This is a genomic window from Streptomyces yamdrokensis, from assembly GCF_053890455.1.
The window spans coordinates 395548-422207 of sequence record NZ_CM132679.1 but is presented as its reverse complement, the minus strand read 5'-3'; the positions used below and the strand labels follow the sequence as shown (position 1 = coordinate 422207).

General features: G+C 72.6%; 23 protein-coding genes. 19 read left to right on the top strand and 4 right to left on the bottom strand.

What is annotated here, in order from left to right:
• Nucleotides 1-8 precede the first annotated feature (8 nt).
• From ACWZEH_RS01375 to ACWZEH_RS01365, 3 genes are all read right to left on the bottom strand, one after another.
• Complete coding sequence (locus ACWZEH_RS01375; protein ID WP_257853583.1) at nt 9-158, bottom strand: hypothetical protein; 150 nt, start codon at nt 156-158, stop codon at nt 9-11.
• A 156-nt stretch (nt 159-314) separates the two neighbouring features.
• Nucleotides 315-1409 carry a DUF6745 domain-containing protein gene (locus ACWZEH_RS01370; protein ID WP_456195110.1) on the bottom strand — a complete coding sequence of 365 codons (1095 nt, stop codon included), beginning with the start codon at nt 1407-1409 and terminating at the stop codon, nt 315-317.
• 80 nt (nt 1410-1489) lie between these two features.
• Nucleotides 1490-1816 carry a hypothetical protein gene (locus ACWZEH_RS01365; RefSeq protein WP_456200006.1) on the bottom strand — a complete coding sequence of 109 codons (327 nt, stop codon included), beginning with the start codon at nt 1814-1816 and terminating at the stop codon, nt 1490-1492.
• Nucleotides 1817-2046: 230 nt separating this feature from the next.
• On the opposite strand from ACWZEH_RS01365, the gene ACWZEH_RS01360 reads away from it, so the two are divergent.
• The 7 genes from ACWZEH_RS01360 to pgm all read left to right on the top strand — a co-directional run bounded on the left by ACWZEH_RS01360 (nt 2047) and on the right by pgm (nt 9666).
• Nucleotides 2047-3006, top strand: coding sequence for an STM4015 family protein (locus tag ACWZEH_RS01360; protein WP_456195109.1), 960 nt, complete (start codon nt 2047-2049; stop codon nt 3004-3006).
• Nucleotides 3007-3017: 11 nt separating this feature from the next.
• The gene (locus tag ACWZEH_RS01355; RefSeq protein ID WP_456200004.1) at nt 3018-4259 is read left to right on the top strand and encodes an STM4014 family protein; all 1242 of its coding nucleotides are present in this window, start codon (nt 3018-3020) and stop codon (nt 4257-4259) included.
• A 97-nt stretch (nt 4260-4356) separates the two neighbouring features.
• On the top strand, nt 4357-5178 hold the full coding sequence (locus ACWZEH_RS01350; protein WP_456200002.1) for an STM4013/SEN3800 family hydrolase: 822 nt from the start codon (nt 4357-4359) through the stop codon (nt 5176-5178).
• Complete coding sequence (locus ACWZEH_RS01345; RefSeq protein ID WP_456195108.1) at nt 5175-6542, top strand: STM4012 family radical SAM protein; 1368 nt, start codon at nt 5175-5177, stop codon at nt 6540-6542. Before ACWZEH_RS01350 ends, ACWZEH_RS01345 begins: the two co-directional genes overlap by 4 nt.
• A gap of 46 nt (nt 6543-6588) precedes the next feature.
• A complete protein-coding gene (locus ACWZEH_RS01340) occupies nt 6589-7497 on the top strand; it encodes an STM4011 family radical SAM protein (RefSeq protein ID WP_456200001.1) in 909 nt (302 codons plus the stop codon).
• Entirely contained in the window at nt 7494-7922 is a 429-nt protein-coding gene (locus tag ACWZEH_RS01335; protein WP_456195107.1) for a hypothetical protein, read from the top strand. The genes ACWZEH_RS01340 and ACWZEH_RS01335 overlap by 4 nt, the downstream gene beginning before the upstream one ends.
• 103 nt (nt 7923-8025) lie before the next feature.
• Nucleotides 8026-9666: a phosphoglucomutase (alpha-D-glucose-1,6-bisphosphate-dependent) gene (pgm, locus tag ACWZEH_RS01330; RefSeq protein ID WP_456195106.1), complete on the top strand. Its 1641-nt coding sequence runs from the start codon at nt 8026-8028 to the stop codon at nt 9664-9666.
• 39 nt (nt 9667-9705) lie between these two features.
• On the opposite strand, the gene ACWZEH_RS01325 is transcribed toward pgm, so the two are convergent.
• Entirely contained in the window at nt 9706-10215 is a 510-nt protein-coding gene (locus ACWZEH_RS01325; protein ID WP_456195105.1) for a hypothetical protein, read from the bottom strand.
• Nucleotides 10216-10781: 566 nt separating this feature from the next.
• Here ACWZEH_RS01325 and ACWZEH_RS01320 point away from each other — a divergent pair.
• The 12 genes from ACWZEH_RS01320 (at nt 10782) to ACWZEH_RS01265 (ending at nt 26548) form a co-directional block, all read left to right on the top strand.
• The gene (locus ACWZEH_RS01320; protein ID WP_456195104.1) at nt 10782-11318 is read left to right on the top strand and encodes a MarR family winged helix-turn-helix transcriptional regulator; all 537 of its coding nucleotides are present in this window, start codon (nt 10782-10784) and stop codon (nt 11316-11318) included.
• A gap of 150 nt (nt 11319-11468) precedes the next feature.
• Complete coding sequence (locus ACWZEH_RS01315) at nt 11469-12458, top strand: alpha/beta fold hydrolase (protein WP_456195103.1); 990 nt, start codon at nt 11469-11471, stop codon at nt 12456-12458.
• A gap of 95 nt (nt 12459-12553) precedes the next feature.
• On the top strand, nt 12554-12991 hold the full coding sequence (locus ACWZEH_RS01310) for a hypothetical protein (protein WP_456195102.1): 438 nt from the start codon (nt 12554-12556) through the stop codon (nt 12989-12991).
• Nucleotides 12992-13083: 92 nt separating this feature from the next.
• The gene (locus ACWZEH_RS01305) at nt 13084-14349 is read left to right on the top strand and encodes a glycosyltransferase family 4 protein (protein ID WP_456195101.1); all 1266 of its coding nucleotides are present in this window, start codon (nt 13084-13086) and stop codon (nt 14347-14349) included.
• Nucleotides 14346-15167, top strand: coding sequence for a transferase (locus ACWZEH_RS01300; protein WP_456195100.1), 822 nt, complete (start codon nt 14346-14348; stop codon nt 15165-15167). The genes ACWZEH_RS01305 and ACWZEH_RS01300 overlap by 4 nt, the downstream gene beginning before the upstream one ends.
• Before the next feature lie 163 nt (nt 15168-15330).
• The gene (locus ACWZEH_RS01295; protein ID WP_456195099.1) at nt 15331-16464 is read left to right on the top strand and encodes a substrate-binding domain-containing protein; all 1134 of its coding nucleotides are present in this window, start codon (nt 15331-15333) and stop codon (nt 16462-16464) included.
• A 177-nt stretch (nt 16465-16641) separates the two neighbouring features.
• Nucleotides 16642-17988, top strand: coding sequence for an ABC transporter substrate-binding protein (locus tag ACWZEH_RS01290; RefSeq protein WP_456195098.1), 1347 nt, complete (start codon nt 16642-16644; stop codon nt 17986-17988).
• Between the two features lie 29 nt (nt 17989-18017).
• Nucleotides 18018-18986: a carbohydrate ABC transporter permease gene (locus ACWZEH_RS01285; RefSeq protein WP_456195097.1), complete on the top strand. Its 969-nt coding sequence runs from the start codon at nt 18018-18020 to the stop codon at nt 18984-18986.
• On the top strand, nt 18983-19846 hold the full coding sequence (locus ACWZEH_RS01280; protein ID WP_456195096.1) for a carbohydrate ABC transporter permease: 864 nt from the start codon (nt 18983-18985) through the stop codon (nt 19844-19846). The genes ACWZEH_RS01285 and ACWZEH_RS01280 overlap by 4 nt, the downstream gene beginning before the upstream one ends.
• Nucleotides 19847-19875: 29 nt before the next feature.
• A complete protein-coding gene (locus tag ACWZEH_RS01275; protein ID WP_456195095.1) occupies nt 19876-20907 on the top strand; it encodes a hydroxyacid dehydrogenase in 1032 nt (343 codons plus the stop codon).
• Complete coding sequence (locus ACWZEH_RS01270) at nt 20904-22805, top strand: DUF2264 domain-containing protein (protein WP_456195094.1); 1902 nt, start codon at nt 20904-20906, stop codon at nt 22803-22805. Before ACWZEH_RS01275 ends, ACWZEH_RS01270 begins: the two co-directional genes overlap by 4 nt.
• 359 nt (nt 22806-23164) lie before the next feature.
• Nucleotides 23165-26548: a CARDB domain-containing protein gene (locus ACWZEH_RS01265; protein ID WP_456195093.1), complete on the top strand. Its 3384-nt coding sequence runs from the start codon at nt 23165-23167 to the stop codon at nt 26546-26548.
• Nucleotides 26549-26660 lie beyond the last annotated feature (112 nt).

Here is a 26660-nt window from a genome sequence, read left to right as displayed (position 1 = left end):
GGAGCCGGTCAGCGACGACCGCCGCGGAACTTGCCCAGCAGCCGCTGGGCCTGCGCCCGGCGCCGGGGATCGGCCGCGGCACGCCGCGCCTGCTCGGTCGCGCGCCGTCCCTGAGGACTCCTGGCGAACCGCTTGATGCGCTCCACGATGCCGGCCATGAGGGCTCCTTCCACGGGACCGCTCTCCGGTGGCCCGGTCGGCCGCCCAGAGGTCACTCGTCGGTCTCCTGCTCGTCTTCTTCCTTGGTTCTTGCCGGTTCCTTCCTCCACCTACCCCCTGGAGGCGGAGTCAGCCCTGCGGACGGCGGAAGGACCTCACGTCTGCTTCAGCGGCTCGTACACCTCGGGCGCGAGCCCGAACGTCCACGCCACTCCCTCCCGCGCGGTCCGCGTCGTCGGCGGCACCCGGAGCCAGTACGTGCGGTGGGTCCCGTCGGGCTCCGGGGTGGAGTTGACGACCTCCACCATCACGACCGCCTCGTCGCCGTCGAGTTCGACCCGCCACAGGGTGCCCGTCCCGTCCCGGTGGACGGGCTGCGCCCCGGAATCGGCCAGGTAGCGGTCGTAGCCGTAGTACTCGAGCATCACCCGGCGCAGCTCGGCGTTCTCCTCGGCCCGGATCCGCTCCGGCGTGAGGGTGCGCAGTTCCTCCAGGAAGGCACGCTCCACCGGCATGCCGCGCCAGGCGCACAGGGCGAACCCGTCGGGGAACTCCAGGGCCGGGCCGTCCCCGTGGTCCAGCCGGCCCGCCTCGTCGCGGTGCAGGGCGACCGGACGCTCGCACACCACCGCCACCTTCTCGAACGGCCACCACCAGCCGGCGCTGCGGCACACCTGGGCCGGCCCGTCGAGCGGGGACGGGCCGTCGGCGTCCAGGGCGGCCAGCCACGGCGCGTCGTGCTGCCCGAGCAGCGCGTCCAGCAGGATCAGTCGTATCTCCGTACGGGCGCCCGCGTCGTCGGCCGCGAGATCGTCGAGTATTCCGGCGCGGATCCGGTCCACCAGCGCCTGCGTGGAGTCCCAGAGAGCACCGCCGGTCGCCGACCAGCGGCGTGCCCAGCCCGCCGCGCCCAACCGGGCGTGCAGGCGCGCGCGTTCGGCGGCCCAGGGTGCCGTGCGCACCGCCTCGCGCACGCTCGCCCCGAAGTCCGTGCCCTGCCGCACCAGCGTCACGCCCTCGCGCGGCGAGCCGGCCCAGACCACCCGCTCCGGCTCCGGCAGCCCGGCCCGCCGGTAGGCCAGCCGCACGCCCTCCTCGGCGACGGCCCGGTCGGCGCGCACCGCGCTCGCGGCCCACGCCCGCCAGCGCCCCGGGCCGCCCTCCGCACGGTCCCCGCCCGCCCCGCCCTCCACTGGTGCAAGGCCGCCGGTCACGGCCGCCACCGCGTCAGTCTGCTCCGTCGTCGTCATTCTCAACGTCCCCTGTCCGCGCCGCTCGTTCGGTCCGTGCTTCTCGGTACTGCTTGTCCGGTGCCTGTCGTCCGTGCCGCTCAGTCGGCGACGATCCGTACCGACCCGGGGATGTACTCGCGCTGTCGGATCACGCGGTACCACCCCTTCGGCAGCGTGATCGTCGCGTGCTCCTCGTGCACCACCCGGCCGCCCTCGGGCAGATGCAACAGCAGCGGTCCGAAGGGGCCCGGCTCGCTCACCAGTTCGCCCTTGCCGACGACCGCGTGCGCATGCCCGGTGACCTCTCCCAGGGCCAGCACGAGCCGGCCCCGGACATCACGCGGCTCCTTGGGTGCGTCCCGGACGCGCGCGGGCACCGCCTCGTCCGCGACGGGCACGATCAGTACGTCTCCCTGCCGGTACATGGATCTCCCCTCCACCCCGGCGCACGGTGCTCCGGAGTCCATGCGAGGACCGTACGAGCCACCACTGACAACGCACCTTCGCGCGGCCCGCCGCCGGGCGTTGTCAGTCGCTGTTGGTAGAACTGCTGCACGCACCGTCGAAGGGCCGCTCCCGGCCCGGGTCCACGGCGGCGCCGGACCTCGTACCACCCTTCGTCCCTCACCCGCGTCACACGTCAGGAGCGGCCCGCATGACCATAGGTGGCCACCTCGAGAAGCTGTACGGCCTGCCCGCCTTCTCCTTCCCCGGACCGTCCGGGACGACGGCGGAGCTGCCCGAGCCCGGCGCCGTGGCCTGGCGGATCGCCACCGGCTCGTACGACGCCGAGGAGGCGTGGGCGGCGGCCTTCGCCCGGTTCTGCGCCCAGGTCGACACGACCGGGGTGCGGGCACTGATCGTCGGCGCCTGGGAGGACGCGTACGACTCGGCCCCGTCCGAGGTCATCCAGGCGCTGCTGGCCGCGCGCGACCGCCTGCCCGCCCTGCGGTCGGTCTTCCTCGGGGACATCACGTTCGAGGAGTGCGAGATCTCCTGGATCAACCAGACCGACGTCACCCCCCTGCTGGCCGGCTTTCCCGCCCTGGAGGAGTTCGGGGTGCGGGGAGGCCAGGGACTGGAGTTCCCCGCACTGCGCCACGAGGCGCTGCGCTCACTGACCATGGAGACCGGGGGTCTCCCGGTGGAGGTCGTCCGGGGCGTCGGGGCCAGCGAACTGCCCGCGCTGGAGCACCTCGATCTGTGGCTCGGCACCTCGTGGTACGGCGCAGACAGCGAGGCCGCCGACCTGGAGCCGATACTCTCCGGTGACCGCTTCCCGCGCCTGCGCCACCTCGCCCTGCGCAACAGCGAGATCCAGGACGAGGTGGCCGCCGCCGTGGCGTCCGCCCCGGTGATCGCCCGCCTCGACGTGCTCGACCTGTCCATGGGCACCCTCGGCGACGACGGCGCCGTCGCTCTCCTCGGCGGTCAGCCGCTGACGCATCTGAAGAAGCTCGACCTGCACCACAACTACCTCAGCGAGCCCCTCCGGCAGCGCCTGAGCGAGACCTTCGCCGACGCGGGCGTCGAGGTCGACCTCGCCCCGGAGGACGCCGACGAGGACGAGGACGAGGACGGCACCGTCCTCCGCTACGTGTCCGTCGGGGAGTGACGACCCGCGTGATGCAGCCCCAGTCGCCTCTCCCGGTGCCCGTCCGGGACGGGGCGACTGCCTCGACGGCCGGTCCGCCCGCGCGTTTCGCCGTCGTGGGCAACCCGGAGAACCGCAGGGTCACCCTCTTCTCGGAGGGAGTGCGAGCAGCCGGCTTGCCCGCACCGCGCATCGTGCCCTGGGCCGACGTCCTGCGTGCGGGCGGGGCGGACTTCGCGGCCGACGAGATCGTCCGGCTCGACTCGCCCGGCGAGAACCCGGAGGTCGACCGGCTGCTGCGGGACATCCAGGACCCCACGAGGGTCGAGGGCTCGGCGCTCTGGTACGCGCGGTTCACCCGGGCGACGCGGGGACTGCGGGGCGGCGTCCGCCTCGACGACACCGACGACCTGGCCGTCCTGTTCGACAAGCGGCGCTGCCACGCGGCCCTCGACGCGGCGGACGTCCCCGTGCCCCGGTCACCTACCTCCGGAGGGGACGCGGCACCTGTCCGGGGCTGGGACGACGTCCGGGCGGTCATGCGCGAGCACCGGATGCCGAGGCTCTTCGTCAAGCCGGCGCACGGCTCCTCGGCCTCCGGCGTTCTCGCCGTCGAGTCGTCGGCCGCCGGCCGCGTCCGGGCCACCACCTCCGTCGAACTCGCACCGGACAAGGCCCTGTTCAACTCCCTCAAGCTGCGCCGCTACGAACGGGAGCGGGACATCGCCGCGATCGTCGACGCACTGGCACCCGACGGACTGCATCTCGAACGCTGGCTGCCCAAGGCCTCGCTGCGGGGCCGCGTCGCCGATCTGCGGATCGTGGTGGTGGCCGGCCGCGCGACCCACGCCGTGGTGCGCACCAGCACCTCACCACTGACCAACCTCCACCTCGGCGGCAGCCGCGGCGACCTGGACGCGGTCCGGGAAGCGGTACGAGCGGGAGGCGGCCGGTGGTCCGACGTCCTCGCCGTGTGCGAGCGGGCGGCGGCCTGCTTCCCCCGCACCCTGTGCGTGGGCGTCGACCTGCTCCCGGCCGTCGGCTGGCGCCGGTTCGCGGTCGGCGAGGTCAACGCCTTCGGTGACCTGCTGCCCCGCCTCACGGGTCTGCCGGACAGCGGAGCGGAGGGCCTCGACACCTACGCGGCACAGATCGCCGCCGTCCTGCACCGCACCGGCACCGCAGACGCCCCACCGCACCCGAGCCGTCGGCACCACCCGCAGCACCCGCACGATCCACACAGAACAGGAACCACCACCCATGCCCGCGCCTGACCCGACGCCCCCCGCGCCCGCACCGCGCGCCCCGCAGGCCGCCGGCCCCACCCCACCACCCCCGGCGCACCGGCAACCGGACCGGCACGAGCCCGACATGAACGAGATCGTCGGCAGCCACGACATCCTGCTCGTCACGCTCGACACCCTCCGCCACGACGTCGCCGCCGGACTCGCCGCCACCGGCCGCACCCCGAACCTGACCCGACTGCTGCCCGGCGGCCGGTGGGAGGAGCGGCACGCACCGGGAAGCTTCACCTACGCCTCGCACCAGGCGATCTTCGCCGGCTTCCTGCCGACGCCGGCCACCCCCGGCCCGCACCCCCGCCTGTTCGCGGCCCGCTTCGCCGGCAGCGAGACCACGGCCGACGGCACCTTCGTGTACGACACCCCGGACCTGGTGTCGGGCCTGGCGAAGGAGGGCTACCGCACGGTGTGCATCGGCGGAGTCGGCTTCTTCGACCGGCAGGGCCCCCTCGGATCGGTACTCCCCGGGATGTTCCAGGAGTCCCACTGGGAACCGGAGTTCGGCGTCGCCTCGCCCACCTCGTTCGAGACCCAGGTGACCCGCGCGGAAGAAGTCGTACGGGAACTGCCCGACGAACAAAGGCTGTTCCTCTTCGTCAACGTCGCCGCCCTGCACCAGCCGAACTGGTTCCACCTGCCCGGCGCCACCCGGGCCGACGGTGACACGCGCGCGACGCACGCCGCCGCCCTGGAGTACGTCGACCGGCACATCGGGCGCCTCTTCGCCGCCGCGAGCAGCAGGCGCCCCTGCTTCACCGTCGTCTGCTCCGACCACGGCACCGCATACGGCGACGACGGATACACCGGCCACCGCATCGGCCACCCGTCCGTGTGGACCGTGCCCTACGCCCACTTCCTCCTGGACCACACCCCCGCCGAGGCCGCCCGATGACCACCGTCACCAGCACCCGCACCGGCGGCACGCCCCCGGCGAGCCCGTACCAGAACTACGTCTACGCCTACCCGCACAAGACCGCCTACCGGCGGCTCCCCGACCGCCCGCTCCTGCGCGACCTGTGGGCCGCCGAACCCAAGGACGCCCTCTCCCTCTACCTGCACATCCCGTTCTGCGAGGTCCGCTGCGGCTTCTGCAACCTCTTCACCCGTATCGGCGCCCCCGACGGCCTCACCGGTGCCTACCTGGACGCCCTGGACCGGCAGGCGACCGCAGTGCGCGAGGCCCTGGGCGAGCGGAACGGCGTGCGGTTCGCCACCGCGGCCTTCGGCGGAGGCACCCCCACCTTCCTCACCGCCGCCGAACTCGAGCGGCTCTGCGACATCGCCGAACACCGCATGGGCGCCGACCTGCGCGCCGTCCCCCTCTCCGTGGAGGCCTCACCCGCCACGGCCACCGCCGACCGGCTCGCGGTCCTCGAAGCGCGCGGCACCACCCGGCTGAGCCTGGGCGTCCAGAGCTTCGACGACACCGAGGCCCGCGCCGCCGTACGACCGCAGCGCCGCGCCGACGTCGAGGCGGCCCTCGGACGTGTCCGCGAGGCCCGCATCCCCCTCCTCAACATCGACCTGATCTACGGTATCGACGGCCAGACCGAGCGGACCTGGCTGCGTTCCCTGAACGCCGCCCTGGCCTGGCAGCCCGAGGAGCTCTACCTCTACCCGCTCTACATACGCCCCCTGACCGGCCTCGGCCGCCGCGCACCGGACACGGACCCGGCCTGGGACGAGCAGCGGCTGCGCCTGTACCGGCTGGGCCGCGACCACCTCCTGGCCCGCGGCTACACCCAGCAGTCCATGCGCATGTTCCGCCGGGCCGACGCCCCGCCGCAGGATGCGGACGACTACGCCTGCCAGACCGACGGCATGATCGGCCTCGGCTGCGGCGCCCGCTCGTACACCGCCGGCCTGCACTACTCCTTCGACTACGCCGTCGGCATGCACGAGATCCGCGGCATCATCGACGACTACGTCCGGCGCCCGGCCGCAGGCCTGGCCCGAGCCGAGTACGGCCGGGTGATCGGCATCGACGAGGCCCGCCGCCGTCACCTCATCCAGTCACTGCTCCAGGCGGACGGCCTCGACACCGCCGACTACCGGGCCCGGTTCGACAGCACGCCCCAGGACGACTTCGGCACCGAACTGTCCCGGTTCGCCGACCGGGGCTGGCTGGCGGACGACGGCCCGCGCCCCCCGCTGCTGCGACTGACCCCGGAAGGGCTCGCCCACTCCGACGCCATCGGACCGGAACTGTTCTCCCCGGCCGTCCGGGCCGCCATGGCCGCCTACGAGCGGAAGTGAGACCCGCCCCATGAACAGCTCCGTGACCAGCCACCCGAACGGCCCCATGGACCTGACCGTGCTCTACCGCGGTCCGCTCGCCTCGTGCGACTACGACTGCCCGTACTGCCCCTTCGCCAAGCGCCGCGACAGCCGGGAGCAACTGCGCGCCGACCGTGCCGCCCTGGAACGGTTCGCCCACTGGGCCACCGCGCAGACCGGCGACCGCCTCTCCCTCCTCTTCACCCCCTGGGGCGAGGGCCTGGTCCGCTCCTGGTACCGGCGCGCCCTGACCGAACTCTCCCACCGGCCGCACATCCGCCGGGTCGCCATCCAGACCAACCTCAGCTGCCGTACCGACTGGCTCGCCGACGCCGACCTCGACACCCTCGCCCTGTGGTGCACCTACCACCCGGGACAGACCCCGTACGACCGCTTCCTGGCCAGGAGCCACGAACTGGCCCGCCTCGGCGTCCGGTTCAGCGTCGGCATCGTCGGCCTGCCCGAACACCTGGAGTCGGCCCGGCGGCTGCGCGCCGAACTGCCGGACCAGGTGTACCTGTGGGTCAACGCCGCCGAGGGCCGCACGTACGACGACGCCGAGGCGGACGTGTGGACGGAACTGGATCCGCTGTTCGGCTACAGCCGTCACCCGCACGCCAGCGCGGGTCTGCCCTGCCGTACCGGGGAGTCCGTGATCTCCGTCGACGGCGGGGGCACGGTCCGCCGCTGCCACTTCGTCCGCACCGAACTGGGCAACCTCTACGACGGCAGCTACCGGCAGGCCCTGGCCCCACGCGCCTGCCCCCTCACCAGCTGCGACTGCCACATCGGCTACGTCCACCTCGAAACGCTGCCGCTGTACGACGTGTTCGCGGGTGGTGTCCTGGAACGCGTCCCGGCAACGCCCGTGCGACGCGGATCAAACGACGGGACGGGTTTGCCGCTGGACTCAGCGGCAAGTCGGTGTCCATGAGTGAACAGAACAAGAACCCGAATCAGAAGACCACTTCCACCCGGAACGCCGCGGCCAAGGCCCAGAACGCCACGGAGAAGGCGACCGCTCCCGCCGAGCGGGCTGCAGGCGGCGCCGCCACCAAGGTGGGTGACGCGGCGTCAGTGGCCAAGTCGGGCGCCGAGCGCGCGGCCGGAGCGGCGAACGGCGCCGTGCAGAGCGCGGCCAAGGGAGTCGAGGCGGGCCGTAAGGCGGTCGTCGCCACCTCGGGTCAGGTCGCCGCCACCGCGGTGACCGCCTGGACGGTCCTCTCGAACCGCAAGCTCGTCGCCACCGGCGTCGGAGCCGGCCTGACCGTACTGAGCGCCGCGTCCTACGCGGTGGGCCGCCGTGCGGAACGCCACGCCCACGGTCCTCTCACGCGGATGACCGGCGGACGCATCTGACCCGGGGCGGGGCGGGACGGGCGGTTCCACTCGCGCGGTGCGGCCTCGAAGAGGAAGGATGTGTCCGCAAGCGCAGAATCAACCCCTGCCAAGGAGTGGGCACATGCAGCACGAGCGAGCGGGCGGTCCGGCCGGTCCCGAGGATCTCGTCGACGTCGCCCGGCTGGTCACGGCGTACTACGCGGTGCACCCGGACCCGGAGGACGCGGGGCAGCGTGTCGCTTTCGGGACGTCCGGGCACCGCGGCTCGTCCCTGACGGGCGCGTTCAACGAGGACCACATCGCCGCGACCAGCCAGGCCATCTGCGAGTACCGCGCCGAGCAGGGCACCGACGGCCCGCTCTACCTGGGTGCCGACACCCACGCGCTCTCCGAGCCGGCCAGGGTGACCGCCCTGGAGGTGTTCGCCGCCAACGGCGTCACGGTGCTCATCGACAGTGCCGACGGCTACACGCCGACCCCGGCGGTCTCGCACGCGATCCTCACCCACAACCGCGGCCGCACCAGCGGCCTCGCGGACGGCGTCGTCGTCACCCCGTCCCACAACCCGCCCGCCGACGGCGGCTTCAAGTACAACCCGCCCAGCGGCGGCCCCGCAGGTTCCGAGGCGACCACCTGGATCCAGGACCGGGCGAACGCCCTGATCCGTGACGGTCTCAAGGGTGTCCGGCGCATTTCCCACGCCCGTGCCCTCGCCGCTCCCGGCACCGGCCGTCACGACTTCCTCGGGACCTACGTCGCCGACCTGCCGGCGGTGCTGGACCTGGACGCGATCCGGACGGCCGGCATCCGCATCGGGGCCGACCCGCTGGGCGGGGCGTCCGTCGCCTACTGGGGCCGTATCGCCGAGCAGCACGGCATCGACCTCACCGTGGTCAACCCCCTCACCGATCCCACCTGGCGGTTCATGACCCTGGACTGGGACGGCAAGATCCGCATGGACTGCTCGTCGCCGTACGCCATGGCCTCCCTCATCGCGCAGCGGGACCGCTTCGACCTCGCCACCGGCAACGACGCGGACGCCGACCGGCACGGCATCGTCACCCCGGACGCCGGCCTGATGAACCCCAACCACTACCTCGCCACAGCCATCCAGTACCTCTACGCGCACCGGGAGCAGTGGCCGGCCGGGGCCGGCGTGGGCAAAACACTGGTGTCGTCCGCGATGATCGACCGGGTCGCCGCCGACCTGAAACGCGAACTGGTCGAGGTGCCCGTCGGCTTCAAGTGGTTCGTCGGCGGACTGGCGGACGGCACCCTCGGCTTCGGCGGCGAGGAGTCCGCCGGCGCCTCCTTCCTGCGCCGCGACGGCTCGGTGTGGACCACCGACAAGGACGGCATCCTCCTCGCGCTGCTCGCCTCCGAGATCACCGCGGTCACCGGGAAGACGCCCTCCGAGCACTACGCCGCGCTCACCGCCCGCTTCGGTGAGCCCGCCTACGAACGGATCGACGCCCCGGCGACCCGGGAGGAGAAGGCCCGTCTGGCCAGGCTCTCGCCCGCGCAGGTCACCGCCGACACCCTCGCCGGGGAGGCGGTCACCGGGGTGCTCACCGAGGCCCCCGGCAACGGCGCGTCCATCGGCGGCATCAAGGTGACCACGGCCAACGCCTGGTTCGCGGCCCGCCCTTCGGGAACAGAGGACGTGTACAAGATCTACGCCGAGTCCTTCCAGGGACCCGGCCACCTCCGCCGGGTGCAGGAGGAGGCCAAGGCGGTGGTGCTGTCGGCACTGGGCGGCTGAGGAGTTCTGCGCCGCGCGGTGTGCGGGGCCGGCGGCACGTCAGCCGGCCGGGACCGCCGGCGTGGCCGGAGACGGGGAGGCGAGGCCGGACGGAACGGACGTCGCCGTGGGCAGTTCCGCGGGGACGTCCTCCGACTGCTGCAGCACCGTGTCGCCGGGCCCCTGCTCCGAGGTGCCCGCGCCGGTGGACAGCTGGGACCACGTGCCCAGGACCAGCGCGATCGCGGCGGCCGTACCGACCACCCGGCAGACGCGGCGTGCTCTGGCACGCCCGTCCAGGTTCCGCCACGACGGGCCCTCCCACGGGTCGTCGGGGTACCAGAGGTCACCGACGGCGCCCGTACCGCCGGCCCCCGGCCCCGCCGTGTGTCCGCGGGCCGGCCGCGGCTGCCACCCCGACGCCCGCTGCAGGGCGGAGGGTTCGACGGGTGCGGTGGCGCGAATGGCGCGTTCGTCGTCCGTGAGGAACCGCTGCCAGACCTCGTCCGGCACCGACGGCGTCCCGTCCCTGTCCTTTGGTGTCTCGCCGTCAGGTCGCTGCGCGGTCACGTCCGTTCGTTCCTCTCCGGTGCGGGAGCCCGCCGACGACACCACAGCTCACTCGCACCAGGACCCCGGGCAGGATCATCCCACAGCACGAAATCGTCGGGCCAGGGGCCCGGCGCCCCGGACGCGGGGCGTCCGGACCGGTGGGACTCGATTGCATGAAGGTCCGAGGCGGGGCCGGAACGCGGCTCGACACCGCTGGAGCAGGTCGTGACCGACGAGGAACCGCCAACGGGCCGGACCGCGTCCCGCATGCCGGGAGTGGGCCCGCTGCCGCTGATGGCGGCCGGCCCCGCCGTCGCCGGACTCGTCGGTGGCCGGCGCCGCACCGGGGTGACCGGCGTACCGGCCCTGCTGCTCCGCCGGGCGAGCGCGCGCATCCGCCGGAGGATCCGGCACACGGCGCGCCCCCGAGGCTCTCCCGCGAGGACCTGGTCCGGCATGCCGGCGTGCCGCCCGGCGACGCCGCCGCGACGCACCGCCGGGCGGGGGGCGGGTGCCCGTCGCCGTGTCGGTGGTGGCGCAGCAGGAGGGGTACGGGCCGGGCGGGGGCGAGGTACAAAGGACCCATGCCGGAGTGTGGGGTCCCCACCGGGACGGGTGACGACGTCGACGCCGTCACCCGTGCGGTCCTGACCGCCTCACGGCTGCTCGTGGAGGTCTCCGCGCGGTCCCTGGGCGCGGTCGAGGACCGGGTGACCCTGCCGCAGTTCCGCATGCTGGGGGTGCTGTCCACCCGTGGCGACACCACATTGGTCGCCCTCGCCGAGCTGCTCCACGTCGCCCCGTCCACCGCGATGCGCATGGTCGACCGGCTGATCGCGGCCGGACTCGCCGTACGGCAGACCAATCCGGCCAACCGCCGCGAGACGCTGCTGCGGCTGACCGACGAGGGCCGGCGGATCGTCGCGGACGTCACCGCGCGGCGCCGTGCCGAGATCGCCGCGATCGTCGGACGGCTCGCCCCCGAGGAGCGGACGGCGCTCGTCGGGGCACTCACCGCGTTCAACGAGGCGGGTGGCGAGCCGCCGGCTCCGGACGACCCCCGGGGGCCCGGAACCGCAGTTCCCGGACGCCCCGTGGCTCCGCCCGCCGGGCCCGTATGACGAGGACAAAGGCGCGCCGCGGGAGTGACCCGGCCGATGGGGATGGAGTGTTGTTGCCGAAGCGGCAACAACACTCCATCCCCATCGGATCTTCCCCTCATGCTCGGAGCACGGTCCCGGCGCGGGACGGATCCGGAGTGAGGAGCACGCATGTCATCGCAGCAGCCCACGCACGACCGCATCCACCGGCTGGTCGCCTCGCCCGCGGGCCGCGTCCATCTGGTGGAGCAGGGCACCGGCCCGCTGGTTCTGCTCGTGCACGGATTCCCCGAGTCCTGGTACTCCTGGCGCCACCAGCTGCCCGCTCTGGCGGCGGCCGGGTACCGCGCGGTGGCCATCGACGTCCGCGGCTACGGCCGCTCCTCCCGGCCGGCCGCCACGGACGCCTACCGCATGACGGAGCTGGTGGCGGACAACGTCGCGGTCGTGCACGCCCTGGGAGAGCGGTCCGCCGTGATCGTCGGACACGACTGGGGATCGACGATCGCCGCCGACTCCGCCCTGCTCAGGCCGGACGTGTTCCGTGCGGTGGGCCTCCTCGCCGTGCCCTACGCCCCGCCCGGTGGCCCGAGGCCGAGCACCGTCTTCGCCTCGATGGGCGGCGACGAGGAGTTCTACGTCTCCTACTTCCAGGAGCCCGGCCGTGCCGAAGCCGAGATCGAACCGGACGTACGCGGCTGGCTGGCCGGCTTCTACGCGGCGCTGTCCGCCGACACCATGCCCGCTCCAAAAGCTCCGGGGCCGTACTTCGTCGGTCCGGGCGGCACCCTGCGTGACCGGTTCCCCGCCGGCCCGCGGCCCGCATGGCTCGGCGAGGCCGACCTCGACGTCTACGCCGAGGAGTTCGAACGCACCGGGATGAGCGGAGCCCTGGCCCGCTACCGGAACATGGACCGCGACTGGGAGGACCTCGCAGGCCACACCGGCGCACCTCTCACACAGCCGTCCCTGTTCGTCGGCGGTGCTCTGGACGCGTCCACGACCTGGATGGGTGACGCCATCGAGGCCTTCCCCGCCACACTCCCGGGGCTGTGGTCCTCCCGCATCCTCGACGGCTGCGGCCACTGGATCCAGCAGGAACGGCCCGAGGAGACCAACGCGATCCTCACGGACTGGCTCGCCGCGCTGCCGGCATCCTGAGCGTGCGGGAGCGGACGGCCGGGCTTCAAATATGCATGCTAAGTTCCTATTTGAGAGGCTCTCGCACACGGGGACGTACAGGACGGTGACACCCGATGACGGCAGGCGGCGGCGACCCCACCCCCGAGTACGGTGACGAAGACCCGCTGCCCCGGATGCTGTGTGACACGGCCGCGCTGGCGGCCCTCGAGGACGCACCGGCCGGCGCCCTGTGGAGGCTCGCGGAGCCCGGCCGGCAACTCGACGCCAACGTCGTGCACATTCCGCCCGGCCGGCAGGTCGACACGCATCGGGAGCCCGACCTCGACGTCCTTCTCCTCGTCCTGGCCGGCGAAGGCTCGCTGACCGCACCCGACGGCACGCAGCCCTTGCGTGCGGGCACCCTGGCCTGGCTCCCGCACGGCTCCACGCGCGCGCTCGCCGCCGGGGCCCGGGGGCTGACCTACCTGACCGTGCACCGCCGCCGCCCCGGGATGCGGATCAAGCCGTCCGGCACGGCGACGCCTGGGGCCGGCCGGCCCCAGCGGCAGTGACTGGACGTATCTTTCATCCAGAGGGTGTAATTCGAGTCAACAAAGTGATAACAGCAGACAACTTCTGAACGCTTTGAGTGGTCTAGTTCGCCATGAAGATCTCTTTCCTGATCCACAACGCCTATGGCATCGGAGGCACGATCACCACCACGTTCAACCTCGCCGCCGCGCTGGCCGAACGGCACGACGTGGAGATCGTCTCCGTGCTACGGCACCGGGAGCACCCGAACCTCACTCCGCACCCCGATGTGAGGCTCCGGCACCTGGTGGATCTCAGGCAGGAGAAGGACGACCCCCGGCACCGAAGACCGGCCAAGGTGTTCCCCCCGGCCGAGTACCGCTACCACCAGTACAGCGAGCTGACGGACCAGCGGATCGCCGCGTGTCTGGAGTCCACCGACGCCGACGTGGTCATCGGGACCCGGCCGGGGCTGAACGTGCACCTCGCGTTCCAGGCCCCGGAGCATGTCGCGCGGATCGGCCAGGAACACCTCACCCTGGACAACCACCCGCCCCGGCTGCGCACCGCGCTGCGCCGCGCCTACCGCCGCCTCGACGTGCTCACCACCGTCACGGAGGCGGACGCCGACTCCTACCGGCGCAAGATGCGGCTGCCCGGCGTACGGGTGGAGGCACTGCCGAACAGCGTCCCCGACCCCGTCCTGCCCGCCGCCGACGGCACCGCCAAGGTGGTCGTCGCAGCCGGCCGGCTGGTCCCCGTCAAGCGCTACGACCTGATCATCCGGGCGTTCGCCCGGGTCGCCGCCGCCCACCCGGACTGGCAGCTGCGCATCTACGGCAAGGGCGAGGAACAGGCCGCGCTGCGCCGTCTGGTCGACTCGCTGGGCCTGTGGAACAACGTCTTCCTCATGGGTGCGGCGACCCCGATGGAGGCTGAGTGGGTCAAGGGCTCCATCGGCGTGGCCGCCTCCAACTTCGAGCCGTTCGGCATGACCATCGTCGAGGCGATGCGCTGCGGACTGCCCGTCGTGAGCACCGACTGCCCCTACGGGCCCGGCGAGATCATCAAGGACGGCGTCGACGGCCGGCTCGTGCCCGTCGGTGACGCCGACGCCCTCGGCGCGGCCCTGCTGGAGCTCGTCGGTGACGACGAACGGCGTCGCCGCATGGGCAGGGCAGCCCTCGACAACGCCCGCCGGTACGCCCCCGGACCCGTCGTGGCACAGGCGGAACGCCTCGCCGGGGAGGCCGTGGCGGCCAGAAGCACCGGCCGGCGCCCCGCACCGGAAGAGGGCCGGGCCCACCGGACCCTGTCCGGCCAGAGCCACGCCGCCGCCGACCTCGCCCTCGCCGCTGCCTCCGAGGCGCTGCGCACCCTACGGAAGGGACGCCGATGAGTACCGCCGCACAGGACACGGGCGCACCGCGCGCCCACTGCACGGTCGACGCCGACGGCCGGACCGCCTTCCGTGTCGCACTCCGCTCGGCCGGACGCCCCCGGCTGGCCCTGGTACCGAGAACGGGGAAGAACGCGCCGGAACCGCCGACGCGCCTCCTCGAGCTCGAACCCCACGGCGGCGACGAAAGCTGCCTCCACGCGGTGCTCGAACCGCTGCCGGCCCTCGCCGAGGGCCGCTGGGACGCGTACCTGATGAGGGAACCGGACGCCGTGAGGGAACGGCTGCGCCCCGGCCTGCGGGACCTGCGCGCCCTCGTCGACGGAAGCCTGCGCGAGCGGCCGTCCCCGGTGGCCGTCCGGGTGCCCTACGCCACGAAGGACGGGTTCCTCGCGGTCCGGGCATGGCTGCGCACCGCCCACGCCGAGGCAGGCCGCCTGGACCTCGCGGACGGTGCGATGACGGTCAACGCGCGCCTGCACGGCGCCGAACTATCCGACGGCGCGACCGCGTTGCTCCGGCTGCGCAGTGACAAGGGCACCACGCGCTCCTTCCCGGCGCGGACCGAGGGCGGCGCCTTCTCCTTCACCGCGTCCCTCGGGGAGCTGACCGGCGGGATGCCCGGCGACCAGGTCTGGGACGCCTTCCTCCGGCCCGCCGCCGACGCCCCACTGGTCCGCATCGGCCGACTGCTCGACGACCTGGCCGACCGCAAGGCGGTGTACGCGTACCCGGCGCTCACCGTCGGCGAAGCCGCCGCGCGCCCGTACTACACCGTCGACAACGACCTCGCCGTCGAGGTGACCGCCGTGCACTGAACCGGCCCCGTTCCGGTGTGCGACGAGCCGCATATGTGCAGGAGGGCAGGCCGCGTGTTCCACGTTCCGCCCCCGGCAGCGCCGCAGCGCAGTCTTCCGTGCGCCGAGGGATCGTTATGATGACCGGTATCGTTCAAACGAACATTCGGGCTCGGGAGGCCTCATGCGGGAGCCGGTCGATCTGCGCAGGCAGCGGATCCTCGCGGCGATCGAGGCCAGGGGGTCGGCCCGGGTGACCGACCTGGCCTCCGAACTCCAGGTGTCGGTGGTGACGGTCCGGCGGGACGTCGAGGAACTGGCGCGCGAGGGCCGGCTGCGCCGGGGGCACGGTGTCGTCCGGTCCACGTTGCCGGCCCAGGAGTTCCCGGCCCGGGACCTGCCGGGAGGCGAGCTCTCCCCGCCGGGTCCGCCGGACGGGCGGGCGGTGGCCGTGGTGGTCCCGGAGCGGCACTCGTACCTGTACGAGGCCCTGCACGGCGCCCGCAGCGTGCTCGAGGCGGCCGGCCGACGCATCGCGCTGCACATCGCACCCCATGTGGCAGGCGCTGAGAGGCCGTTGGTGGAGCGGGCGCTCGCGGACGGCGCCGCCGGCCTCCTCCTGGCCCCGCGCTGGCGGACGCGCGCCGAGGAGGAGGCGGACCAGGACTGGCTGGCCGCACTGGACGTGCCCGCGGTACTGATGGAACGGCGGCCGTGGCCGGGCAGCACCCTGCACGCGATGGACTCGGTCTGCTCCGACCACGACTACGGCGCCCGCCTCGCCGTGGAGCACCTGGTGGGCCTCGGTCACCGGCGGTTCGTGTTCGCCACCCGGGAGGACAGTCCCACCGCGCGCACCCTGCGGTCCGCCTTCGCCCGGATCGCCGAGGAGCATCCGCTGGTGGAGGCCGCGGCCTGGACGCTGAGCGCCCCGGACGCCGGCCCCGGCGGGCCCTACCCGGCCGCCACGCCCCAAGACCTGTACGCGCGGCTGCGCGCGGTGGGGGCCACGGCCGCGGTGCTGCACGGCGACGTGGACGCGCTGATGCTCGTGCACCAACTGGCGGACAACGGAGTGCGGGTGCCCGAGGACTGCTCCGTCGTGGCGTACGACGACGTGGTGGCCGGACTCGGCACCACACCTTTGACCGCGGTCGCTCCGCCCAAGGCGGAGGTGGGCCGGGCCGCGGCCGAGCTGCTGCTCCAGCGGCTCGGCGCGCCGCGCGGCGCGCCCGCACCGGTGGTCCGGCGCACCGAACTCCTGCCGACGCTGACCGTCCGCGGCTCGACCCGCGTCCTCGCGGCGAACCCGGACTGACCGAGCGGGCGTTACGAGCCGGAGAACACGAGCCGGAGAACACGAGCCGAACCCGATGAGCGTTTGACCGTTTTTCTTTCTTCTGATCGATCTATTGACCGTTTGGTGGGCGGTCGTTGACGATTCCCGTGTCCCGAACAGTCGTGTCTCCGACACGCAGGAGCCGCGGGAGGCACCATGACCGATCGACACCGCCGTCGATCCGTGCTCGCCGCGATGGCCGCCGCACCACTGACAGGAGCCCTGGGCGCCTGCAGCGGGGGAGCAGCGGACGCACCGTCGCGCAGCAGCACAGCGAAGAGCGGCAAGGCCACACGCATCACCTTCTGGTCCGCCCTGCGCGGCAGCCAGGAGGTGGTCGACGCGTTCAACCGCACCCATGACACCATCCAGGTCGACTTCCAGCAGATCCCCACCGGCGGGCAGGGCGGCTACGCCAAACTGAGCAACGCCGCACGGGCCGGCAACGCCCCCGACGTGGCCACGATCGAGTACCCGCAGGTGCCGGGCTTCGCCATCGACGGCGTCGCCCTCGACGTCACCGACCTCGTCGGTGGCACGCTGCGCGACGGACTGCTGCCCCAGGCGTTCGACCTGACCACGTTCCAGGGACGGACGTTCAGCGTCCCGCTCGACGTGGAGCCGATGGTCATGCTCTACCGCGCAGACCTGTTCGACCACTACGGATTCGAGGTCCCGCGCACCTGGGAGGAGTTCGCCGCCCTGTCCGGCGAGGTGCGCCGCAGAACGGGCGACCGGCGGCTCTCCCTCTTCCCCACCGACGGGGCCACGCAGTTCGCCGCCTACTCCTGGCAGGCGGGCGCCCAGTGGTTCGACACCCGCGACGGCGCCTGGAACGTTTCCCTCGCCGACGCCCCGACCCGCTGCGTGGCCGCCTACTGGCAGGGCCTCATCGACCGCGACGAGGTCTACATGAACGCCTCCGAGAACCGGCAGTTCGACGCGCAGATCGCACAGGGCCTGATCCTCACCCGGCTCCACGGCGCCTGGGACGGCGGTGCCCAGATGAACGCCCGCCCCGGACAGCGGGGCCAGTGGCGGATCGCCCCGCTACCGCAGTGGGACCCCGCCCGCCCGGCCGTCGGCACCCACGGCGGCTCCACGTTCGCCGTCACCAAGGACAGCCGCCACCCCGAGGCCGCCATGGAGTTCATCGCCTGGCAGGTCTCCCACCCCGACGCGCTGCGCGCCCGGCTCTCCAGCGGCACCAGCAGCCAGTACCCCGCCGCAACTGCCCTCGTCGACGTCGGCAGGGAGGCCTTCGACCGGTCGTACTACGGCGGCCAGGACATCTACACCCTCTTCCGCCAGGAGGCGCAGAAGATCCGCGACGGCTGGGTCTGGGGACCGCGGATGACCGCCACCGGCAAGGTGATGCAGGACTCGTTCGCCCGGGTCGGCGGCGGACGCGGCTCGCTCATCGACTCGGTGCGCGCCGCCCAGGACGGCACCATGCCCGACCTGAGGGCGCTCGGCCTGTCCACCACCCAGCACAGCACCTGAGCCGCCCGAAAGGCAGGTGACCCACTCTCATGACCGCGCTCACCGAGCAACCCGTGCGGGCTCCCGCACCCCCCGCCCCCACCGTCGGCCACGCCCGTAGGACCGCCCGGCGCCGCCGGCTGGGCGCCTGCGGTGTGCTGATGACGCCCTTCTTCGCCCTGCTGCTCGTCGTCTTCCTGATCCCCGTCGGCACCGCCGTCCACCTCAGTTTCTACAGCGACGACCAGCCCGGCCTCGGCTTCGGCCCCGAACGCACCGTCTTCGTCGGGCTGCGCAGCTACGCCGCCGTGCTGACCGACCCGACCTTCCTCGGCGGACTCGGCACCGTCGCCCTGTACTGCCTGATCCACCTCCCGCTGATGGTGGCCGGGGCTCTCGTCCTCGCCCTGCTGCTCGACTCGGGGGTGGTCCGGCTGCGAGCCTGGGCCCAGCTCGGCCTGTTCCTGCCGCACGCGGTGCCCGGCATCATCGCGGCCCTGATCTGGCTGTACCTCTACACCCCCGGCATCAGCCCGGTCGTCGACCTGCTCGCCCGCGCCGACATCACCATCGATTTCCTGGGCGTGCACACCGTCCTGCCGTCCATCGTGAACATCGCGCTGTGGAGCAATCTCGGCTACAACATGGTGATCTTCTACGCCGCCCTCCAGGCCGTACCCCGCGAGGTGATCGAGGCGTCCGTCGTCGACGGTGCGGGCCCGATGCGCACCGCCCTCCAGGTCAAGACGCCCCTGATCCGGGCCTCCATCGTGATGGTCGCCATGTTCACCCTGATCTGGGCACTGCAGCTGTTCACCGAGCCGGTCCTGCTCAGCCAGTCCTCACCGATGATCAACTCTCGGTTCTCACCCAGCATGTACATCTACGACGCGGCGTTCAACCGCAACAACTACAGTCTCGCGGCCGCCGCCTCGGTCGTCCTGCTGATCTGCACCCTGGCCCTGTCCTACGGCGTCACCCGCATCACCGGCCGCCACGCCGGCGAGGAGGCCCGATGAGCGTCACCGACAGCACCCTGCTGCGCCCCCGGCTGCTGGGGCGGGCCACCGTCAGAGCCGTCGTCGGCCTGTCCGTCCTCTACACCGTGCTGCCCGTGCTGTGGCTGGTACTGGCCGCCGCCAAGGAGCGCGACGCGCTGTTCGGCAGCGACCTGCTCTCCCTGACCGGCTTCGCGTTCCTGGACAACCTCAGCGGCCTGTTCGCCATGGAGGGAGGCCAGTACGGACGCTGGTACGTCAACAGCCTCCTGTACGCGGTGCTGGGCGCGGCCGTCGGCGCGCTGGTGAGCGTTGCCTGCGGCTACGCCTTCGACAAGTACCGCTTCCGCCACAAGGAGAAACTGTTCGGGCTGGTCCTCGCCGCCGTCATGGTGCCGCAGACGGTACTCGCCCTGCCCCTGTACCTGGTGGCGTCCGAGGCCGGCGTCGTCAACACCTTCTGGGCCGTGTTCGTCCCCGTCCTGTTCAACCCCTTCGGCGTCTACCTCGGCCGAGTCTTCAGCCAGGGATATGTGCCCGACGAGGTGCTGGAGGCCGCCCGCATCGACGGCGCGGGCGAACTGACCACCTACTTCAGGGTGGCGCTGCGGATGCTGGGCCCCGGCCTGGTCACCGTGTTCCTCTTCCAGCTCACCGCGATCTGGAACAACTTCTTCCTGCCCATGGTGATGCTGTCCGACCAGGACCTCTACCCCATCAGTCTCGGCCTCTACACATGGAACAGTTCCGCGTCCGTCTCACCCGAGTACTACCCCGTGGTCATCATGGGCTCGCTCCTGGCGGTCGTCCCCCTCATCCTCGCCTTCGCCCTGCTCCAGCGCTTCTGGCGCAGCGGCCTGACCGCCGGCGCCGTGAAGTGACCGCTCACAGAAGGAGTTCGGCCCCCACCATGACCAAGCACACGCCCGGCCCCGCCCTCCGGCCCCGTGCCGCGCTGGCCATGCACCCCGACGTCGCCTCCGCCGTCCTGGACGCCGGGTCGCACGCGGCCCTCGCCACGCTCTGCGAGCCAACGCCCCTGCCCGTGCTGGACGACTTCACCACACCCGGGGCACGCGCCGTGCTCGCCGACGTCGACCTGCTGGTCACCGGCTGGGGCTGCCCACCCCTGGACGCCGAGGTCCTGCGGGCGGCACCCCGCCTGCGCGCCGTCGTGCACGCCGCGGGCAGCGTACGCGCCCATGTCACCGACGCCTGCTGGGAGCGCGGTATCGAGGTCTCCTCCGCCGCCGCGGCCAACGCCGTACCGGTCGCCGAATACACCCTCGCCATGATCCTGCTCACCGGCAAGCGGGTCCTGGAGAGCGCACGCGACTACCGCACCGCCCGCGCCCGGTCCGACTGGCTGCGCCCCGACCCCTCCACCGGCAACCACCGGCGCACCGTGGGCATCCTGTCCGCCTCCCTCATAGGCCGCCGCGTCATCGAACTGCTGCGCCCGCACGACATCGACGTCCTCCTCCACGACCCGTACGTCGACGACCGGGAGGCTTCCGAACTCGGCGTGCGCCGAGTGGGGCTGGCGGAACTGTTCCGGCGCTCCGACACGGTCAGCGTGCACACCCCGCTGCTGCCCGAGACCCGGGGCCTGGTCGGCCGCGAACTGATCGACTCCATGCGGCCCGACGCCGTGCTCGTCAACACGGCCCGCGGCGCCGTCGTCGACCAGGACGCGCTCACCGACGCGACGCTCGCGGGCCGTATCCGTGCCGTGCTCGACGTCACCGAACCCGAAGTCCTGCCGCCCGACCACCCCTTGTGGAGTTGCGAGAACGTCCTGCTCACCCCCCACCTCGCCGGCTCCCAGGGCAACGAGCTGCGCCGCCTGGCCGAGCTCGCACTCGCCGAGATCGCCCGCTGGACAGCCGGCGACGGTTTTCTCCACCCCGTACGACGCGAAAGGCTGGCCTTCCTCGCATGAGCATCCCCTTCGAACTGCCCCCGGAGAACCGCGACCTGAGCCCGCACACCGGTTACACCCGCGCCCACTGGGAGGCCGCCGCGGACGGGCTCCTCACCGCTGCCTGGCGCTGGAGCACCCCCGGCCACGCCCTGCTGGACCTGCCGGGACGGCCCTCCCGCTCGGGCGTGCGCTCCGACGGCCTCGAGGGGTACGCGAGGACGTTCCTCGCCGCCGCCTTCCGTGTGGCCGGAGCGGACGGGCACGACCCCCACGGATGGCTCGAGCGCTATGCGAGCGGACTCGCCGCCGGCACCCGTACCCCGGGCCGTGACGACACCGAGTCCTGGCCGCTGATCCTCGACTTCACGGTGCAGGGCCAGCCCATGGTCGAGTCGGCGTCGGTCGCCCTCGGGCTGCGCCTGACCGCCCCCTGGCTGTGGAACAACCTCGACCCCGGTGTGCAGGACCGCGCCGAGGAGTGGCTGCGGGGTGCTCTGCGGCACACCCCCGCGCCCAACAACTGGTACCTCTTCCCGTACACCGTGGCCGGGTTCCTGGAGTCCGTCGGCCGCGGTGACAGCGAGACGGCAGCGGCCCGGCGACGCGCGGTGGACCTCCTCGAGAGCTGGTACCAGGGTGACGGCTGGTACACCGACGGGGACGCGCGGGCCTTCGACCACTACAACGGCTGGGCCCTGCACCTCTACCCGGTCCTCGACGCCCATCTCTCCGGCGACGCGGACGCCCTGGCCCACTACGGCTCCCGGCTGCGCACCCATCTCGAGGGCTTCGCCCTGATGTTCGGCGCGGACGGGGCTCCGATGCACTACGGGCGGTCGCTCACCTACCGCTTCGCGGCCGCCTCGGCCGTCGCGCTGGGCGCCGTGACCGGACACAGTCCGCTGACCCCGGGGGCCTCGCGCCGTATCGCCGACGGCAGCCTGCGCCACTTCCTGGACCGGGGCGCGCTGACCGGTGACGGGCTGCTGAACCTCGGCTGGCACGGCCCGCACGACGCCGTGCTGCAGACCTACTCGGGCCCGGCGTCCCCGTACTGGGCGTCGAAGGCGTTCGTCGCGCTGCTCGCTCCCGCCGGCCACGCCCTCTGGACGGACCGGGAGGAGCCCGCGCCGGTGGAGGAGGCCGACCGGGTGCTCGCCCTCCCCGCGCCAGGACTGCTTCTCCAGACGACCCGTGCCGACGGGATCGCCCGCCTGCACAACCACGGCAGCCACCATGTGGGCCCGTACCGGGCGGAGTCGGCGGCCGAGGACGATCCGCACTACGGGCGCCAGGCCTACTCGACCCGCACCGGCCCGACCGCGACCGGGAACATCGCCGACAACCACCTGTCCGTGGTGGTCGACGGCCGGCCCAGCGTGCGCTGCCGCGTCCACCCGCTGGGTGCCGGACAGGGGGACGGGTGGGGCTGGGCGGCCTCCTGGCACCGGCCGGTGTTCGCCGACGGCCCGCCGATGGTGCCGGGCCTGCGGGTGGAGAGCGTCACGGTGGCCCGGGGCCGGTACGAACTGCGGGTGCACCGGGTGGTGGGGGCGCCGGCCGGCTCCCTCGTCACGCACACAGGCTGGGCCACCGGCCCCGACGAACCGCTGGTCTCGTCCCTGCACGGTCTGCACGGCTGGGACGCTCCCGCCGCGGACCCCCTCCGCGCTCCCCAGGGCACGGCCTTCACCCGCTGGGCCCTGGTGCCCCGGCTCACGGGCCGGTCCGACGGCACGTCCGTGCATGTCAGCCTGGCGAGTCTGACCGCCGAACCCGGCCCGCGGCCCCTGACGGAGGCGGTCCGGAAGGTCCGGGTGGACGAGGGGGGCACGGTCGAGGTCGTGTGGGACGGCAGTGGAGCACGCACCCGGATCTCGTTCGACCCGGTGGAGGTCGGCCACCCGGAGCAGTGACCGGGGGCGGGCCTCGGGCCCGTGCCGAATCGGTGCAGGGCAGGGGCGCCGTCCAAGAGGGCGGCGCCCCTGCCGCGTCCGGACCGGACCGCGATCCGGTGATGGTCGTTGTGTCCATGCCATTGACAAATGAAATGGAGAGCCGAAACTCTCACTCCAGGGGCCGCAACAAATCGACTGGCATCCGCAAAAGATATACGACCGGTCGGTATTCCGTGGCAGGCGTCTTCTGTCTGCCCGGACGCCCACCCGCCCCGCCGTCCGTCCGCACCCGCACCTCAGCCGGCTCCGTCTGCTCCGCCCGTACGTGCCGCACCCGCCCGACCACGCCCCAGCACCCGCCGTGGAACGAGGACTTCATGAGACGGAAGCGATTCGGCCCCCGGACGATCACCGGCCTGCTCCTGGCCGGCCTGGTCGCCGCCGGTCTCCACCCCGCACCGGCCGCCGCCGCGGCACCGGCCGTCCGCGGGCCCAACCTGGCGCTCGGCAGGAGCGTCACGGCCGGTGGCTCCCACCCCGGCCATCCCGTCACCAACGTGACCGACGGAAGTCAGCAGACCTACTGGGAGGGCCCGGCGGGGTCCTTCCCGCAGCCCGTGCGCGTCGACCTCGGCGGCACCGTCGAGGCCGACCAGGTGGTCCTGGAACTGCCCACCGGCTGGGAGGCGCGGACCCAGACACTCACCGTCGAGGGCGGCACCGACGGCACCTCCTTCACCACCCTCTCCGCCTTTGCCGCCCGTGGCTTCGACCCCGCCGACGGCAATACGGTCACCGTGGACTTCGCCGCCCGGGAGCTGCGCCACATCCGTGTGCGGATGACCGCCAACACCGGCTGGAACGCTGCCCAGTTGTCCGAGATCGAGGTCTACGACAGCGACGCCGGCGCCGACCCGGGACAGCCACCGGCCGACGGAACCAACCTCGCGCTGAACAAGCCCGTCCAGGCCTCCTCCACCGTGCACCAGTTCGTGGCGAGGAACGCCAACGACGGGCGGACGGACACCTATTGGGAGTCGGCAGGCCATCCCGCCACGTTCACGGTCCAGTCGGGTGCGAACGCCGATCTGACCGGCGTCGTGGTGAAGCTCGCCCCCGACGCGGTCTGGGAGACCCGGACACAGAGCATCGAGGTCCTCGGACGCGAGCAGGCCGCGAGCGGCTTCACCTCGATCAAGGCCCGCGCCGACTACACGTTCGACCCCGCCTCGGGCGGCAACACGGTCACCATCCCGGTCACCGGGCGCCATGCCGACGTACAGCTGAGGTTCACCCACAACTCCGGCGGATACGGCGCCCAGATCGCCGAGCTGGAGGTCATGGGCGTCGCCGCCCCCAACCCCGATCTCGCCGTCACCGGCCTCACCTGGACGCCCGCGTCCCCCACCGAGTCCGACGCCGTCGAGGTCCGCGCGACCGTACGCAACGCCGGTACCGCCCCGTCACCCGCCTCCACCCTGGACGTCGGACTCGAGGGCACCGTCGCCGGCAGTGCCCCGGTCGGCGCGCTCGCCGCCGGCGCCTCCACGACCGTCTCCGTGGACGTCGGCCAACGGGCCCGGGGTTCCTACACGGTGTCCGCCGTGGTCGACCCCACGGACACCGTCCCCGAGCAGGACGACACCAACAACAGCCGCACCGCGACGGAGAGACTGACCGTGGCCCAAAGCCCCGGGCCCGACCTGGAGGTCCGCTCGATCGCCACCGACCCGGCGGCCCCCGCCACCGGCGCCGCCGTCTCCTTCACGGTCACCGTGCACAACCGGGGCACCTCGGCCGTGCCCGCCGGCACCGTCACCCGGCTGGAGGTGGGCGACCGTACCCTCGAGGGCACGACCGGGACGGTCGCCGCAGGCGCGAGCGTTCCGGTCGCCGTCGAGGGCACCTGGACCGCCACCGGCGGGTCGAGCATCCTCACCGCGACCGCGGACGCCACCGGCAGAGTCGCCGAGACCGACGAGAACAACAACATCCTCACCCGCTCCCTCGTCGTCGGCCGCGGCGCCGCCGTCCCGTACACCGAGTACGAGGCGGAGGACGGCACCTACCGGGGAACACTCCTGAGCGCCGACGCGAAGCGGACCTTCGGCCACACCAACTTCGCCACCGAGTCCTCCGGACGCCAGTCCGTCCGCCTCGACTCCACCGGTCAGTACGTGCAGTTCACCTCCTCGGGCCCGACCAACTCGATCGTCGTGCGCAACTCGATCCCGGACGCCCCGGGCGGCGGCGGTACCGAAGCCACCCTGAGCCTGTACGCGGACGGCGAGTTCGTGCAGAAGATCGGCCTCAGCTCCAAGCACAGTTGGCTGTACGGCAACACCGACCAGCCCGAGGGGCTCACCAACACCCCGCAGACCGACGCACGCAGGCTGTTCGACGAGTCCCACGCCCTGCTCGGCCGGAGCTTCCCGAAAGGCACCGCCTTCCGGCTCCAGCGCGACAGCGACGACACCGCCGCGTTCTACATCGTCGACCTGATCGACCTGGAGCAGGTCGCCCCGCCCGCCGAGCGGCCCGCGGGCTGCGTCTCCATCACCGAGTACGGAGCCATCCCGGGCGACGGGATCGACGACACGGACGCCCTCCAGCGGGCCGTGACCGCCGACCAGAACGGGCGGATCGACTGCGTGTGGATCCCACCGGGCCAGTGGCGGCAGGAGCAGAAGATCCTCACCGACGACCCGCTCGACCGCGGCCACCACAACCAGGTCGGCATCCGCGACGTCACCGTCCGGGGCGCCGGCATGTGGCACTCCCAGCTCTACACCCTCACCCCGCCGCACCAGTCGGGCGGCATCAACCATCCGCACGAGGGCAACTTCGGCTTCGACATCGACGACAACACCCGGATCTCGGACATCGCCATCTTCGGCTCGGGCACCATCCGCGGCGGCGACGGCGGAGCCGAGGGCGGCGTCGGCCTGAACGGCCGCTTCGGCGAGAACACGAAGATCAGCAACGTGTGGATCGAACACGCCAACGTGGGCGCCTGGGTGGGCCGCGACTACAGCAACCTCCCCGAACTGTGGGGCCCCGCCGAAGGGCTGGAGTTCACCGGCATGCGGATCCGCAACACCTACGCGGACGGCGTCAACTTCGCCAACGGGACCCGCAACTCACGGGTGGAGAACTCGTCGCTGCGCAACACCGGCGACGACGCGCTGGCCGTCTGGGCGAGCAAGTACGTCAAGGACCCCTCCGTCGACACCGGCCGCGACAACCACTTCCGCAACAACACCGTTCAACTGCCCTGGCGCGCCAACGGCATCGCGGTCTACGGCGGCCACGGCAACACCATCGAGAACAACCTGATCCACGACACGATGAACTACCCGGGCATCATGCTGGCGACCGATCACGACCCGCTGCCCTTCTCCGGAAAGACCCTCATCGCCAACAACGCGCTGCACCGTACCGGCGGAGCCTTCTGGAACGAGGACCAGGAGTTCGGCGCCATCACCCTGTTCGCACAGGGGCGGGACATCCCGGGAGTGGTGATCCGCGACACCGGCATCCACGACTCGACGTACGACGGCATCCAGTTCAAGACCGGAGGCGGTGCCGTGCCGGACGTCCGGATCGGCAACGTCACGATCGACAGGTCCAACAACGGGTCCGGCGTCCTCGCCATGGGCGGCGCCCGCGGCAGTGCCACTCTGACGGACGTCACCATCACCGGTTCGGCCGAGGGCGACGTGCTGATCGAACCCGGCTCCCAGTTCGTGATCAACCGGTAGCCCCACCGCGCCACCCCCGCGCAACCGCGCCGGACGACGGGCCCGTCCCCCCCCCGGGTACGGGCCCCGGTACGTCCGGACGGACCCGCCGGATCGAGCGAGCCCCCCACTC